The organism is Actinophytocola sp. (genome assembly GCF_035634895.1).
In the GTDB taxonomy this organism is placed as follows: Bacteria; Actinomycetota; Actinomycetes; order Mycobacteriales; family Pseudonocardiaceae; genus Actinophytocola.
Map to the genome: position 1 here is coordinate 1 of NZ_DASQCC010000018.1, position 13841 is coordinate 13841.

The window sequence follows — 13841 nt, forward strand, 5'->3', positions numbered from 1 at the left end:
GGCCCAGCTTCCTGCTGGCGGCGTTGCCGGTTCGCCCAAGTACGACCCAGTACGACCCAGTACGAGGGCGAACCGGCGCCTTGCCAGCAGAAACCCGGATCCACCGACTTAATCACCGCATTCCCGGCGCGGGACACTAGCTCCACAGGGTCACGTACACCGGCGGCCGGAACTTGGACGGCGGGACCCCCGCGCCGGGCTCACGCATCACCCGCAACGCGGCGGCCGTCGACAGGTAGTGGCGGAAGGTCTCCGCGGCGATCGACCGGCGCTCGGGTGCCAGCGTCGTGAGATACCAGGTCACGTCGGCAGGCGTGCAGGCCGTGTTGACCACCCGCAGCTCGCCGCGGCGCAGGCGGGCCGTCACCAGGTGGGCCGGCGCGATCGCCACCCCGTCGCCGTCGGCCGCGGCCGCCCACGACGCCGTCTGGCTCCCGAACACCCGGATCCGCGACTCCGGCACCCGCAGCCGCGCCAGCAGGCGTCCACTGTCGCTCGCCGGGTCCGTCCCCGTCTGGTCCACCAGCCATGACCAGCCACGCGGGCTGCCTGGCAACCGTGCCGATCCCGCCACGACGACCAGGTGCGTCCGGAACACCGGCTCGCTGACCAGCTCGTCGTCGGGCCGGGGGGTGAGGTTCGGGCCGAGGGCGACGTCGGCGAAGCGGTTGGCCAGCAGCACGGGCATCTCGTCGGCCGCGGCCATGCCCACGGTCGTGTCGATGCGTTCCCCCTTGGCCTCGGCGAACGACGCGACCAGCGGCGTCGCCACGAACTCCATGACGGTGCCGGACGCGACGAGGCGCAGCTGGCTGGGCGCGCCCATGCCGGCGCGGACCGCGGCCTCGGCGTCCGCCCCCAGCGCCACCATCTGCGACGCGATCGGCAGCAGCCGCGTGCCGGCCGCGGTGAGCCGCATGCTCGCGCCGGTTCTGGTCACGAGCTGGTCGCCAAGCTGCTGGCGCAACGAGGCGAGCGCCTGCGAGACCGCGGGCTCGCTGACCCCGAGCGCGGTCGCCGCCGCCTTGACCGAGCCCAGCCGGGCTACCAGCACGAACGTGCTCAGCTGCGTGAGCGTCATGCAGCGGATTATTGTGGTCCCGGTCACGCTTAAGGGAATACTTATCCCCTGATTGCCCCCAAATGGTCTACGCCGCAGCATGGCGAAAGGGAGGGCTGATGCAGGTACCCGCCGCGTTCCAGTACCGCAGGGCGACGAGTGTCGAGCATGCGTTGTCGCTGCTCGCCGAGTACGGACCCGAGTCCAGGATCGTCGCGGGCGGGCACAGCCTGCTGCCCATGATGAAGCTCCGGCTCGCCCATCCCGAGGCGCTCGTCGACATCAACGACCTGACCGAGCTGGCCGGCGTGTACGTCGAGGACGGTGCACTCGTGATCGGCGCCATGGCCCGCCACGCCGACCTGCTGGCGTCGCGGGAGGCGGCGTGCTTCGCCATCCTGCACGACGCCGAGCGGGTCATCGCGGACCCGATCGTCCGCAACCGTGGCACGGTCGGCGGTTCGCTGTGCCAGGCCGACCCGTCCGAGGACCTGTCCGCGGTGTTCGCGGCGTTGCGGGCCGCGATGGTGATCCACGGGCCGGACGGGATCAGAACCGTTGCCGCGCGGGACTTCTTCGTCGGACCGTACGAGACGGTCGTGGCGCAGGACGAGCTGCTGGCGTCGATCCGGGTGCCGCTGCGGCCGTCGGCCAGTGCCTACGTGAAGGTCGACCGCCGGGCCGGGGACTGGGCGGTCGGGGCGGCGGGCGCGGTCCTCTCGGTCGAGGGGGACGTGATCACCGAGGCCGGGATCGGGTTGACCGCGCTGGGTGCGTCGCGGTTCGTCGCGGCGGAGGCGGAGGACTTTCTCACCGGCGGCCCGCCGACCGAGGAGCGGTTCGCCGATGCCGGGCGGATCGCCGCCCGGCACTGCCGGCCGGTCGCCGACCAACGCGGGCCCGTCGACTACAAACGCCACCTCGCCGGCGAGCTGGTGACCCGCGCGCTGCGCAGGGCCCTGGGGCGGTGCTCATGCGGATCATGTTGACGGTCAACGGAAAGGAGTACGTACGCGATGTCGAGCCACGTGTGTTGCTGGTGCACTTCCTCCGCGACGAGCTGGGGCTGACCGGCACGCACTGGGGGTGCGACACCTCCAACTGCGGGGTGTGCGTCGTGCGCCTGGACGGCGTGCCGGTCAAGTCCTGCACCGTGCTCGCGGTCATGGCCGACGGGCACGACGTCCACACGGTCGAGGGCCTGGCGAACGGTGCCGAGCTCGATCCCGTACAGGAGGGTTTCGTCGCGTGCCACGGGTTGCAGTGCGGCTTCTGCACGCCGGGCATGATGATGACCGCGCGCTGGCTGCTCGACGAGCACCCCGATCCGTCCGAAGAGGACATTCGAACCGCGCTGTCGGGCCAGCTGTGCCGGTGCACCGGCTACGAGAACATCGTCCGCGCCATCCAGTGGGCCGCCGCCAAGGAGTCGTCGTGACCGGGTTCGGCCGCATGCCCCGGAAGGAGGACGCTCGCTTCGTGCGTGGACGCGGGACCTTCGTGGACGATGTGCGTCTGCCGGGGATGCTGCACTCGGCCGTGCTGCGCAGTCCGTTCGCGCACGCCCGGATCCTCTCGGTCGACGTGTCTGCCGCCCAGGCGCATCCGAAGGTGCGGGCCGTGCTGACCTGCGCGGACCTGGCGGCACGCGGCCTCGCGTGGATGCCGACGCTGTCGCAGGACCGGCAGGCCGTGCTGGCCACCGACAAGGTTCGCTTCCAGGGCCAGGAGATCGCGTTCGTCATCGCCGAGGACCGGTACGCGGCCCGGGACGCGCTGGCGCTGATCGACGTCGAGTACGAGCCACTCGACCCGGTGGTGGACGCGCGGACCGCGCTGGACGACGGTGTGCCGGTGATCCGCGATGACCTGGCAGGCAAGCGGGACAACCACATCTTCGACTGGGAGGCCGGTGACGCCGCCGCGACCGATGCGGTCTTCGTGGCCGCCGACGTGGTGGTCGCTCAGGACATGCTGTACCCGAGGGTGCACCCGGCGCCGCTGGAGACGTGCGGGATCGTGGCCGACCACGAGCCCGTGGCCGGCAGGCTGACCGTGTGGGTGACGAGTCAGGCGCCGCACGCGCACCGAACGCTGCTCGCTCTGGTCACCGGTGTGGCGGAGCACAGGATCCGGGTCATCTCCCCGGATGTGGGCGGCGGGTTCGGCAACAAGGTGCCGATCTACCCGGCGTACGTGTGCGCGGTGGTCGGCTCGATGGTGACGGGCGCGCCGGTGAAGTGGACCGAGGACCGCTCCGAGAACCTGATGACGTCCGCGTTCGCGCGGGACTACCACATGCGTGGCGAGCTGGCGTCCACTTCGGACGGTCGACTGCTGGCACTGCGGGTTCGCGTCCTCGCCGACCACGGCGCGTTCAACTCGACCGCGCAGCCGTCGAAGTACCCGGCCGGGTTCTTCCACATCGTCACGGGTTCCTACGACCTGCGGGCGGCGCACTGCGCGGTGACCGGCGTGTACACGAACAAGGCGCCGGGCGGGGTGGCGTACGCGTGCTCGTTCCGCATCGCCGAGGCGTCGTTCCTGGTCGAGCGTCTCGTGGACCTGCTGGCACTGGAGCTGTCCGCCGACCCGGCCGAGCTGCGGATGCGGAACCTGTTGCGGCCGGAGCAGTTCCCGTACGTGTGCGCCACGGGTTGGGAGTACGACTCGGGGAACTACCCGAAGGCACTCCAGCTGGCGCTGGACACGTTGGGGTACCAGGACTTCCGGGCCGAGCAGTCCCGTCGCCGGGAGCTGGGCGAGTACCTGGGCGTCGGGATCAGCTTCTTCACCGAGGCGGTCGGCGCCGGGCCTCGCAAGCACATGGACATCGCGGGCTTCGGCATGGCCGACGGCGCGGAGCTGCGGGTGCACCCGACGGGCAAGGCGGTGCTGCGGATCTCCGTGCAGACGCAGGGACAGGGCCACGAGACGACGTTCGCGCAGATCATCGCGCACGAGCTGGGTATCGCGCCGGACGACGTGGAGGTCGTGCACGGCGACACGGACCAGACGCCCTTCGGCCTCGGCACCTACGGCTCCCGGTCGACGCCGGTGTCCGGAGCGGCCGCTTCCGTTGCCGCGCAACGTGTCCGGGACAAGGCGAGGCTGATCGCGTCGGCGATGCTGGAGGTCGACCCCGGTGACCTGGAGTGGACGCCCGGCCGGTGGGCGGTCCGGGGCGCCGCCGGGGCGGGGGTGTCGCTGGGGGAGATCGCGCTGGCCGCGCACGGGAGCGTCGACCTGCCGGACGGGCTGGACGGCCAGCTGGACGGGTCCTGTGTGTACAACCCGCCGAATCTGACCTTTCCCTACGGCGCCTACATCTGCGTGGTTGAGGTGGACCCGGGCACCGGTCAGGTGTTCGTCCGGCGGTTCGTCGCGGTGGACGACTGCGGGGTGCGGATCAACCCGACCATCGTGGAGGGGCAGATCCACGGCGGGCTGGCCGACGGCGTCGGCATGGCGCTGATGGAGCTGGTGGCGTTCGACACCGACGGGAACTGTCTCGGCGGGTCGTTCATGGACTACCTGGTGCCGACGGCGGTGGACTGCCCGTCGTGGGAGCTGGCGGAGCTGGTGACCCCGTCACCGCATCATCCGTTGGGGGCCAAGGGAGTTGGCGAGTGCGCGACGGTCGGCTCGCCGGCGGCGGTGGTCAACGCGGTGATGGACGCGTTGCGGCCCTTCGGGGTGCGGCACGCGGACATGCCGCTGACCCCCGCGGCGGTATGGCGGGCGATCCAGGGCCGGCCCCTGCGCGCCGACCTGGCAATCGAGTAGGAGGCTGGGCCCATGTCTGTCCTTACCCGGGTGGATACGCTGCGATCAGGGCGGACGCCGTTCGTGCTGGCCACGGTCGTGCGTGCGGAACGGCCGACCAGCGCCAAGCCGGGCGACCGCGCGCTGGTGCTCCCGGACGGCACGATGGAGGGTTTCGTCGGCGGCGAGTGCGCGGAGTCCACGGTCCGGTCGCACGGGTTGCGGCTGCTGGCATCCGGCGAGTCCACGCTCCTGCGGATCACGCCGGCCGAGCCGTCGGAGACGGTGACCGAGGGCCTGGTGACGGTGGGCAACCCGTGCCTGTCCGGCGGCACGCTGGAGATCTTCCTGGAGGCCATGGTCCCGCCGAAGCTCGTCCACGTGCACGGCGACGGCCCGATCGCCCACGCGCTGGTGGAGGTCGGCCAGGCAAGCGGCCACGACGTACGCGCGGCGTCGGACCCGTTCCCGGACGACCTCGTGGCCCTGGTAATCGCGTCACACGGCCACGACGAGGAACCGTTGCTGGAGAAGGCATTGCGCGCCGGCGTCCCCTACGTGGGCCTCGTCGCGAGCCGACGCCGCGGCACGGCGGTCCTGGCGTCACTGGACCTGACGGAAGAACAGCGCGCCCGAGTACACACACCGGCCGGCATGAACATCGGCGCCCGAACCCCCGCCGAGATCGCCCTGTCGATCTACGCGGAACTGGTAGCCGAACACCCCACCCCACCCCTCCCCCCACCAGACCCCCCCGACCACTGCCACTAACCCGCGAGTCCCGCGTTCAGACATAGCGAGTCCCGCGTTCGCACACACTGAGTCCCGCGTTCGCACACATCGCGAGTCCCGCGTCTGGACATAGCGAGTCCCGCGTTCGCACACACCGAACTGCGGTCTCGTGCGGGTGTGTGCACCAAACGCAGTTCGGTATGTCTGAACGCGGGACTCGCGGTGTTTGAACGCGGGACTCGCGGTGTTTGAACGCGGGACTCGCGAACGGGTGGGTCAGGTTAGGTTGGTTAGGAGGGTGCGGCCAAGTTCGGCGTTGCGGGGCTTGCAGAGGACGTCGTAGCGGCGGGCTACCAACTGGCTGTGGGAGATGAAGTCCCGTTGGCCGCGGGTGGCGCCGTACTGGACGGCGGACCAGGCCAGGCCGAACACGACACCGGACGCCACGCCGATGAGGATCGGTGCGAAGCCGGCTGCCGAGAACATGCTGAGCAACAGTCCGACGAACAGACCGAACCACGCACCGGACGCCGCGCCGGTCGTGAGGACCCGGCCCCAGGTCAACCGGCCCGAGACCCGCTCGACGACCATCGGTTCGACACCGACGATCGTGACGTCCTGGACAGGGAACTCGTTGTCCGCCAAGTGGTCAACTGCCCGCTGGGCTTCCTTGTAGTTGTCGTAGGACCCGATCGGCCAGCCTTCCGGCAAGGTCGGCATGTTGTTGGCGGGCGCGAATGCTGCTGTCATCTGAGGTCACCTCCAATGTGCCATCTACCCCGTCCAACGCGGCGCGAATCCGGTATGTGCCCAGGTGGGCGGGTTTCACAGGAGGTTCACAGCCGGTTCTCAGGTGGCTCACGGCCGGGGGCCGATCTCCCTGCCGTTCTCGGTCACCAGGATCGCCTGGGTCGGACACTGGTCCGCCGCGTCCAGGGCCAGCTCGTCCGGCTCGATCTCGGCGTCGACCGGCTCCGCGTACGCCTCGTCCAGCCGGAACAGGTCAGGCGCCAGCGCCGCGCACATGCCCGTCGCACCGCACACCGTCTTGTCCACATGTAGTCGCCACGTCATGGTCACCATCCAACCGGCATCGTCACCAGGCCGCGTACGAGCATCTCCTTCTTCCACACGACGTCGCCCGCCAGGCGCAGCCCGGGCAGCTCCAGCAGCAGCGCCCGCAGCGCCTCCTGCAACTCCATCCTCGCCAGCGCCGCCCCCAGGCAGTGGTGCACGCCGTGCCCGAAACCGAGGTGCTGCTCCGGCGGCGCGTCGACCTTCAGCGTGTCCGGGTCCGCGAACCGCAGCCCGTCCCGGTTCGCGGCGCCCACGGCCACCAGCACCGGCTCGCCCGCACGCACCAGCGTGTCACCCACCTGTACGTCCGTCATCGCGTACCGCGGGAAGCTCGAGCTCGCGCCCAGCGGCACGAAACGCAGCAGCTCCTCCACCGCGCCCGGGATCAGCGCGGGATCCGACCGCAGCCGCGCCATGGCCGCCGGGTGGTCCAGCAGTGTCAGCAGGAAGTTCGGGATCTGGCTGGCCGTCGTCTCGTGCCCCGCCACGAGAATCCCCGAGCACAGGTCGACCAGCTCCAGCTCCGACAGCCGGTCCCGCTCGTCGCGGGCCTCGATCAGCGCCGTCATCAGGTCGTCCCGCGGGTTCGCGCGGTGGTCGGCGATCAGGCCGCGCATGTACTCCCGCATCTCCTCGCGGCTCGCCATGAACTGCTCGGCGGTCAGGCGCGACGTCGACAGCGCGTTGTCGCTCCACACCCGGAACCTCGGTCGGTCCGCCACGGGCACGCCCAGCAGCTCGCAGATCACCGCCACCGGCAGCGACAGCGCGAACATGTCCACCAGGTCCAACGGCGGGCCGGCGGCGATCATGTCCTTGATCAGCCCGGTGGTGATCTCGCGGGCCCTCGGCCGCAGCTCCTCCACCCGCCGGACGGTGAACGCCTTCGCCACCAGCGTGCGCAGCCGGGTGTGGTCCGGCGGGTCCATGGTCAGGATCCCGCCGTCCACCATGGCCGGCCGCATCCGCGGCGCGTCGTGTTTCACCGACTCCGCCCTGCTGAACCGCTTGTCACCGAGCACGAGGCGCGCGTCGTCGTACCTGGTCGCCAGCCACGCCGGTTCGCCGTACGGCAACCGCACGCGGAGCAGGCCGGGCTTTGCGAGGGCTTCGTAGTACGCCTCGTGCAGGTCCAGGGTCCCGGCCTCGTTGAACGGGTAGGCGACGGTCATGAGCCTTCTCTCCCCACGGTTGTAAGCACCTGCTTACATGTTACGCACGGTGTCAAGACGGTTACGCGCCACTACGGCTAGGCTGTCCGCTTTGGAGGTTCCGGTGACCGAAGGACCACGTCGCCGCGACGCGGCGGCGACGAGACAGGCGCTGCTCGACGCCGCGACCGCGCTGTTCGCCGAGCGCGGCTACGACCGGACCACGGTCCGTGACATCGCCACTCGGGCGGGTGTCAACCAGGCATTGCTGTTCCGGTACTTCGGTTCCAAGGAGGCGTTGTTCGCCGAGGCGACCGCCGGGCACGGCCTGCGCGACACCGAGCCGGGCCTGCTGGTCGCCGAGATGCTCGAGCACCTGCTGGCGCCGGTCGGGTCCGAGCGCCGCGACCAGGTGCTGACCGCCCTGCTGCGCACGCTGGGTACCGACGACGAGGCCGCCAAGATCCGCCGCAGGCTGACCGCGGGCTACGTCGACACGCTCGCCACCCTCACCGACGAGCCGCACGCCGCGTTGCGGGCCGAGCTCGTGCTCGCGTGGGTGTTCGGCATCAGCTTCATGCGTGGCGTGGCCGCGACCCCGCCGCTCGCGGACGCCGATCCGGAGCTGGTGCGCGACCTCGTCCTGCCCGCGGCCCGGGTGCTGCTGGAGAAGATCGCGAGCCGATGAGCGGCCATCGCGGCATCGTCGCAACTCGACGGTCGTACCGCCGGGTGGTCGCGCGGTAACGTGGGGTGCATGCATCCACGGCCACAGCTGACCCGAGAGCAATGGCAGGATCTGTGCGGCGACTGGGAGTTCGCGCACGACGACGAGGACACGGGCCTGCTGGCCGGCTGGTGGCGTGGTGACGAGCCGTTCGACCGGGTCATCACGGTGCCGTTCCCGCCGGAGTCCTCGGCCAGCGGCGTGCACGACCCGGCCCCGCATCCGATCGTCTGGTACCGCAGGACGTTCACCGCGCCGGCGGGTGAGCGCCTGCTGCTGCACTTCGGCGCGGTCGACTACCGCGCGCGGGTGTGGGTCAACGGCACGGAGGTCGCCGCCCACGTCGGCGGGCACGCACCGTTCCAGGTGGACATCACGCACGCGCTGGCCGCCGGTGAGCAGATCCTGGTGGTACGGGCCGAGGACCGCGTCGACGACCTCACCCAGCCCAGGGGCAAGCAGTACTGGGAACCGACGCCGGACGTGATCTGGTACCACCGCACCACGGGCATCTGGCAGCCGGTGTGGCTGGAGCCGGTGCCGGCGACCCACCTCGCCGAGCTGACCTGGTTCCCTTCCGCCGCAACGAACTCGGTCACCGTGCGGGCGGGCATCGCCGGCCGGGCCGACGACCTGTCGCTCCGCGTGCGGCTCACCACCGGCGACCGGGTCCTCGCCGACGACCGCTACCGCGTCGACGGCCCCGAGCTGACCCGCACGATCACCCTGCCACGCGGGGACTTCCGCTGGAGCCCGGGTGACCCGCGGCTCATCGACGCCGAGCTCTCCCTGGTACGCGGCGGCGAGACCGTCGACGAGACCAGGAGCTACTTCGGCCTCCGCGACGTCGGCGTCAAGGACGGCCGGTTCATCCTCAATGGGGAACGCATGTTCCTGCGGCTGGTGCTGGCGCAGGGGTACTGGCCCTCCTCGCACCTCGCCGCGCCGTCCGAGGACGCGTTGCGGCGCGAGGTCGAGCTGATCAGAGAGCTGGGGTTCAACGGCGTCCGCGTGCACCAGAAGGTCGAGGACCCGCGGTTCCTGTACTGGTGCGACAGGCTGGGCCTGGTCATGTGGGGCGAGATGGCGAACGCCTACGAGTACTCGGTCAACGGGGTGGCCCGGTTCACCGCCGAGTGGCTGGAGGTGGTGCGCCGGGACGTCAGCCACCCGTGCGTGGTCACCTGGGTGCCGGTGAACGAGAGCTGGGGCACCCCGGCGCTGTGGGCCGACCCGCGGCAGCGGCACTTCCTCGAGTCGGTGTACCACCTGACCCACGCCGTCGACGGCACCCGGCCGGTGATCTCCAACGACGGCTGGGAGATGGCGACGAGCGACATCTGGACGGTCCACGACTACAGCCCGTCGGCCGAGGACCTGACCTCCCGGTACGGCACCGCGAAGGCGGTCGAGGCGGCGCTCGGCCGGGACTGGCCGGGCGTGCGCCGGGTCCACCTGGGCGACCCCGTCCGGGGCGACCAGCCGCTGATGGTCACCGAGTTCGGCGGGCTGAGCTACACGCCGGAGGCCGGCGAGCGTTGGTTCGGCTACCGCACGGTCGCGAACGCCGAGGACCTGCTCGCCGCGTACGAGCGACTGGTGACCGCGCTCGTGGGCAGCGACCAGGTGGCCGGCTACTGCTACACGCAGCTGACCGACACCGAGCAGGAGGTCAACGGCCTGCTCACCGAGTCCCGCGAGCCCAAGGTCGACCCGGCGGAGATCCGCCGGATCAACACGCTCCCGGCGGCGAGCGTGCCCACCGAGCGGCTGGCACAGCTGGTCGAGCAGGCCCGGCAGCGCTCCCGGGGCGAGTGAACCGCGGTTCCCGGCGGCTGGTTCTCGCCCGACGAACAGGAACTGCCGGCGAAGCTGGCCTAGGCTCGGGGTATGGCTGAGACCAAAGTGGTGCACAACCGCGAGCAGCTCCGGTACGAGGTGTACGCCGACGGCAAGCTGGCCGGGTTCTCCCAGTACCACCGGACCGGCGACCGGGTGGTGTTCACGCACACCCAGATCGACCAGGCGTTCTCCGGCCAGGGCCTCGGCAAGGTGCTGGCGGGCGAGGCACTGGACGACGTCGTCGCGAACGGCAAGGTCATCGTGCCGGCGTGCCCGTTCATCGCCGGGTACCTGGAGAAGACCGACAAGTACGCGGGCCACGTGGAGGCACCCAGCAGGTGAGCAACCTGGACGCCCTTCCCGGCATGACGGACGTGACCCGATCCCACGCGGTGCCCGAGGTCTTCGAGCCGCGTGAGGTGCCGCTGGGCGGCCTCCGCGCGATGCGGGTCGAGCGTGTGCTGCCCCAGCGCGGGTTGCCGACGGTCGGCGCGTGGTGCTTCCTGGACGCGTTCGGCCCGCACGACGTCCGGATGCGGGTGCTGCCGCATCCGCACACGGGGCTGCAGACGGTGACGTGGCCGCTGGCGGGGGAGATCCACCACCGCGACAGCCTCGGTAGCGACGTCCTGGTGCGGCCCGGCCAGCTCAACCTCATGACGGCCGGCCGCGGGGTGTCGCACTCGGAGTTCTCGGTGTCGGACGGCATGCTCCACGGGCTCCAGCTGTGGGTGGCACTGCCGGTCGAGCGCGCGACCATGGCGCCCGCGTTCGAGCAGCACGTCGACCTGCCGGTGTACGGCGGTGTCGCGACGGTCGTGCTGGGCACGCTCGGCGACGTCACGTCCCCGGCGACCACGCACACCCCGCTGGTCGGCGCCGATGTGACGGTCGACGGCCAGGTCGCGCTGCCGCTGCGGCCCGACCACGAGCACGCGGTGCTCGCCATGACCGAGCTGACCGTGGCGGGGATCGCCGTGCCGAGGGGACGCCTGCTGTACCTGGGCACCGGTCGTGCCGAGGTCGTGCTGGCGGGCTCCGGCCGGGCGTTCCTGCTCGGCGGCGAGCCGTTCCCGGACGACCTGGTCATGTGGTGGAACTTCGTGGGCCGCTCGCACGAGGAGATCGTCGCGGCCCGGGCGGCGTGGGCGGGCGCCGACGAGCTGTTCGGCACGGTGGCCGGACACGGCGGCGCGCGGATCCCGGCGCCGGACCTACCCGGCGTCCGCCTGGCGCCGCGCCGCCGACGTGCTGCGCAGCCACCAGAGGCCCAGTAGCGGCAGGACGGCCGGGATGTAGCCGTAGCCCTGGCCGTAGTCCGACCACACGGTGGCGTCGGGGAAGGCGGCCGGGTCGACCAGGCTCCAGGTGCCGACGCCCAGCACGCCGGCCAGCTCAACGAGGATGGAGATCGTCGCGATGCGGCGGGACGCCAGGTCGCCGCGGGCCAGGCACACGGTCGCGACGATGTAGACGACGGCCGCGAGGGCGGACAGCAGGTAGGCGAGCGGCGCGCGGCCGAGGTGGGTGGTCAGCTGCACGGCCGACCTGGCCGTGGCGGACACGGCGAAGATCGCGTAGACGGCGATCAGGAGGCGGCCGGGGCCGGAGCGGGTGCGGGTCGCGAGGTCGTCAGGCATGGCCGTCCCACAGCTGTCGGAGGCGGATGATCAGGACGGGGATCGTGAGGCAGCCCACGACCATGACGACCGGTCCCCAGCGAGTTCGTTCGAGCAGCGCCCAGAACCCGGCGACGGGCGGGACGAGCACCGTGGTGACGAGGTACCCGACGAAGGTGGCGGTCTCGATCGCACGGTCCTCGGTGGAGAGCTTGACGATGCCGGCGACGAGCTGGCCGAGCAGACCCAGCTCGAGCAGGATGACCAGGCCGTACAGCCACAGCCCGTGCCACTCCCGCAGCTCGATCGGCTTGTTCACGACCACCAGCACGGCCGACCAGACCGCCGCGGCCAGCGCGACGTAGGTCAACACCGCCGCGAGCACCTCGATCATGCCGCCGATCGTAGCCACCGTGACCTGCGCCTATCCGAGCAGGCGGCGCCGGCGCGCGCCGTCAGCGCAGCAAGCCGTGCAGGCGGGCCAGCTTGAGGCTCAGGTGCAGTGCCAGCCGGTCGTCGCCGGTGCGGAGGTTCGTGCCGGTCAGCTCGGCCACCCGCTGCAGCCGGTAGTAGAGCGACGTGCGGTGCAACCGCAGTGCCTTCGACGTCTCGACCGCGCTGCCCGCCAGGTCCAGGTACGTCTCCAGCGTCTCCACCAGCTCCCGCGACTCCAGCAGCCGGACAACGCCCGGGTGCACCGCGTCCGCCGGCACCGCCGCCAGCATCCTGTACACCCCAAGGGATGCCCAGGTGGCCACCGGCGCGAACCCCGGCACCCGCGACGCCACGAGCGACGCGTGCACGGCCTCCGCGTACGACTCCGAAGCCTCGGACAGCGGCCGCGGCGAACCGACGCCGACCACGACCGGTCCCGCGAACAACGCGTGCACCTCCTCCGCCCGCACCCGCCCCGCACACACCAGCACCCCGTGATCCGCGCGCGCGAGGTGCCGGGCCGTGAACCTCAGCCGCGCCGCCAACAGCCCGTCCGGCACGACGTCCTGCGGGCCACGCACCACCAGCACCGTCACGGGCACTGCCGGAAACCCACCCTCCTCCAGGAGAATCCGTGCCGCTTCGGCATCGTCGCCGGCCAGGACCCTTGCCACGGCGGCCTGTTCGCGGCGCACGCTCAGGCCGTCGGCGAGCACGTCGTGCAGCAACACCAGCGCCAGCTCGGCCGCCGACTTCTCCACCAGCGCGACATCCGTCTCGGGCATCGCGGGCGAGTCGATCAGCCACACGAACCCCAGCAGCCGCTCGCGGTGCCGCACCGGCACGCACAACCGCGGCAGCACCTCGGCGGAACCGGGCACCCGCAGCGGCCTGCGCGTCTCGAAGATGCCGGCGGCGCGGAACCGGGCGCGCACGTCGCGGGCGGTGTGCCGCCGCAGGATCGAGTCGCGGCGGACGTCGTCCATCGGGCCGCTCTGCTCGCTGTAGGCCAGGACGCTCTGCGCGTGGTCCTCCAGCAGCACCGGTCTTCCGATGCGTACAGCAAGATCGTCGACGGCAGGCTGTAGCCGCATCGCCCGACCTCCGCTTTTCGACAGATGTCCGAACCACTGGCATGTGTTCCCTACATCGGATCGATGATGTGGGTCAAGGCCCGGGGTTAGCGTCCTCCTGTGACCCGCCCTGCACTGCTGGTGACGGCGCTGCTCTCCGCTGCCGCGCTCGCCACCGGACTCTCGGTCAACCCAGCCGTCGCCGCCCCGGACCAGCCGATCACCCCCGAACGGCCGTGGCAGTACCCGCACTGGCCGCAGCAGCAGCCGTGGCAGCAGAGCGGGGAGACCGCCCGGATCGCCGCCGCGCAGGCGGGCCTCCCCGGGCCCATCGACCCGCAGAACTGGGTCAACCCCGAC

At 71.3% G+C, this 13841-nt stretch carries 15 protein-coding genes; 8 read left to right on the forward strand and 7 right to left on the reverse strand.

The window, feature by feature from the left end; genetic code table 11:
* Positions 1 to 136: 136 nt before the first annotated feature.
* Entirely contained in the window at positions 137 to 1081 is a 945-nt protein-coding gene (locus tag VET29_RS03060; RefSeq protein ID WP_324914266.1) for a LysR family transcriptional regulator, read from the reverse strand.
* A gap of 98 nt (positions 1082 to 1179) precedes the next feature.
* Between VET29_RS03060 and VET29_RS03065 the strand changes: the two genes are divergently transcribed.
* The 4 genes from VET29_RS03065 to VET29_RS03080 are packed head-to-tail and all read left to right on the forward strand — an operon-like array spanning position 1180 to position 5596.
* Positions 1180 to 2049 carry a xanthine dehydrogenase family protein subunit M gene (locus VET29_RS03065; RefSeq protein ID WP_324914270.1) on the forward strand — a complete coding sequence of 290 codons (870 nt, stop codon included), beginning with the start codon at positions 1180 to 1182 and terminating at the stop codon, positions 2047 to 2049.
* Complete coding sequence (locus tag VET29_RS03070; RefSeq protein ID WP_324914274.1) at positions 2034 to 2498, forward strand: (2Fe-2S)-binding protein; 465 nt, start codon at positions 2034 to 2036, stop codon at positions 2496 to 2498. The genes VET29_RS03065 and VET29_RS03070 overlap by 16 nt, the downstream gene beginning before the upstream one ends.
* Before the next feature lie 14 nt (positions 2499 to 2512).
* Entirely contained in the window at positions 2513 to 4846 is a 2334-nt protein-coding gene (locus tag VET29_RS03075) for an aerobic carbon-monoxide dehydrogenase large subunit (protein WP_324914390.1), read from the forward strand.
* A 12-nt stretch (positions 4847 to 4858) separates the two neighbouring features.
* Positions 4859 to 5596, forward strand: coding sequence for an XdhC family protein (locus VET29_RS03080; protein WP_324914276.1), 738 nt, complete (start codon positions 4859 to 4861; stop codon positions 5594 to 5596).
* 237 nt (positions 5597 to 5833) lie between these two features.
* Here VET29_RS03080 and VET29_RS03085 read toward each other — a convergent pair whose 3' ends face one another.
* From VET29_RS03085 to VET29_RS03095, 3 genes are all read right to left on the reverse strand, one after another.
* Positions 5834 to 6307: a general stress protein gene (locus VET29_RS03085; protein WP_324914280.1), complete on the reverse strand. Its 474-nt coding sequence runs from the start codon at positions 6305 to 6307 to the stop codon at positions 5834 to 5836.
* A 108-nt stretch (positions 6308 to 6415) separates the two neighbouring features.
* Positions 6416 to 6631: a ferredoxin gene (locus VET29_RS03090; RefSeq protein WP_324914284.1), complete on the reverse strand. Its 216-nt coding sequence runs from the start codon at positions 6629 to 6631 to the stop codon at positions 6416 to 6418.
* 2 nt (positions 6632 to 6633) lie between these two features.
* Positions 6634 to 7806, reverse strand: a complete 1173-nt coding sequence (locus VET29_RS03095) for a cytochrome P450 (RefSeq protein WP_324914287.1) — start codon at positions 7804 to 7806, stop codon at positions 6634 to 6636.
* 103 nt (positions 7807 to 7909) lie between these two features.
* Between VET29_RS03095 and VET29_RS03100 the strand changes: the two genes are divergently transcribed.
* From VET29_RS03100 to VET29_RS03115, 4 genes are all read left to right on the forward strand, one after another.
* The gene (locus tag VET29_RS03100; protein ID WP_324914291.1) at positions 7910 to 8473 is read left to right on the forward strand and encodes a TetR/AcrR family transcriptional regulator; all 564 of its coding nucleotides are present in this window, start codon (positions 7910 to 7912) and stop codon (positions 8471 to 8473) included.
* A 69-nt stretch (positions 8474 to 8542) separates the two neighbouring features.
* Positions 8543 to 10330 (forward strand): glycoside hydrolase family 2 protein, encoded by a 1788-nt coding sequence (locus VET29_RS03105; protein WP_324914295.1) that lies wholly within the window; start codon positions 8543 to 8545, stop codon positions 10328 to 10330.
* A 72-nt stretch (positions 10331 to 10402) separates the two neighbouring features.
* Positions 10403 to 10696, forward strand: a complete 294-nt coding sequence (locus VET29_RS03110; RefSeq protein ID WP_324914299.1) for a GNAT family N-acetyltransferase — start codon at positions 10403 to 10405, stop codon at positions 10694 to 10696.
* On the forward strand, positions 10693 to 11631 hold the full coding sequence (locus VET29_RS03115) for a pirin family protein (RefSeq protein ID WP_324914303.1): 939 nt from the start codon (positions 10693 to 10695) through the stop codon (positions 11629 to 11631). The genes VET29_RS03110 and VET29_RS03115 overlap by 4 nt, the downstream gene beginning before the upstream one ends.
* Here VET29_RS03115 and VET29_RS03120 read toward each other — a convergent pair.
* From VET29_RS03120 to VET29_RS03130, 3 genes are all read right to left on the reverse strand, one after another.
* The gene (locus tag VET29_RS03120) at positions 11569 to 11994 is read right to left on the reverse strand and encodes a hypothetical protein (protein ID WP_324914307.1); all 426 of its coding nucleotides are present in this window, start codon (positions 11992 to 11994) and stop codon (positions 11569 to 11571) included. The genes VET29_RS03115 and VET29_RS03120 overlap by 63 nt on opposite strands.
* The gene (locus tag VET29_RS03125) at positions 11987 to 12367 is read right to left on the reverse strand and encodes a hypothetical protein (protein WP_324914309.1); all 381 of its coding nucleotides are present in this window, start codon (positions 12365 to 12367) and stop codon (positions 11987 to 11989) included. The genes VET29_RS03120 and VET29_RS03125 overlap by 8 nt, the downstream gene beginning before the upstream one ends.
* Before the next feature lie 61 nt (positions 12368 to 12428).
* Positions 12429 to 13502, reverse strand: a complete 1074-nt coding sequence (locus tag VET29_RS03130) for a helix-turn-helix domain-containing protein (protein WP_324914313.1) — start codon at positions 13500 to 13502, stop codon at positions 12429 to 12431.
* Between the last annotated feature and the right edge of the window lie 339 nt (positions 13503 to 13841).

Bases quoted from the DNA above. Each gene is read 5' to 3' on its own strand.
- VET29_RS03090 (WP_324914284.1), bottom strand. From the start codon at position 6,631: ATGACGTGGCGACTACATGTGGACAAGACGGTGTGCGGTGCGACGGGC.
- VET29_RS03070 (WP_324914274.1), top strand. From the start codon at position 2,034: ATGCGGATCATGTTGACGGTCAACGGAAAGGAGTACGTACGCGATGTC.
- VET29_RS03060 (WP_324914266.1), bottom strand. From the start codon at position 1,081: ATGACGCTCACGCAGCTGAGCACGTTCGTGCTGGTAGCCCGGCTGGGC.
- VET29_RS03065 (WP_324914270.1), top strand. From the start codon at position 1,180: ATGCAGGTACCCGCCGCGTTCCAGTACCGCAGGGCGACGAGTGTCGAG.
- VET29_RS03095 (WP_324914287.1), bottom strand. From the start codon at position 7,806: ATGACCGTCGCCTACCCGTTCAACGAGGCCGGGACCCTGGACCTGCAC.
- VET29_RS03085 (WP_324914280.1), bottom strand. From the start codon at position 6,307: ATGACAGCAGCATTCGCGCCCGCCAACAACATGCCGACCTTGCCGGAA.
- VET29_RS03130 (WP_324914313.1), bottom strand. From the start codon at position 13,502: ATGCGGCTACAGCCTGCCGTCGACGATCTTGCTGTACGCATCGGAAGA.
- VET29_RS03075 (WP_324914390.1), top strand. From the start codon at position 2,513: ATGCCCCGGAAGGAGGACGCTCGCTTCGTGCGTGGACGCGGGACCTTC.
- VET29_RS03080 (WP_324914276.1), top strand. From the start codon at position 4,859: ATGTCTGTCCTTACCCGGGTGGATACGCTGCGATCAGGGCGGACGCCG.
- VET29_RS03125 (WP_324914309.1), bottom strand. From the start codon at position 12,367: ATGATCGAGGTGCTCGCGGCGGTGTTGACCTACGTCGCGCTGGCCGCG.
- VET29_RS03120 (WP_324914307.1), bottom strand. From the start codon at position 11,994: ATGCCTGACGACCTCGCGACCCGCACCCGCTCCGGCCCCGGCCGCCTC.
- VET29_RS03110 (WP_324914299.1), top strand. From the start codon at position 10,403: ATGGCTGAGACCAAAGTGGTGCACAACCGCGAGCAGCTCCGGTACGAG.
- VET29_RS03105 (WP_324914295.1), top strand. From the start codon at position 8,543: ATGCATCCACGGCCACAGCTGACCCGAGAGCAATGGCAGGATCTGTGC.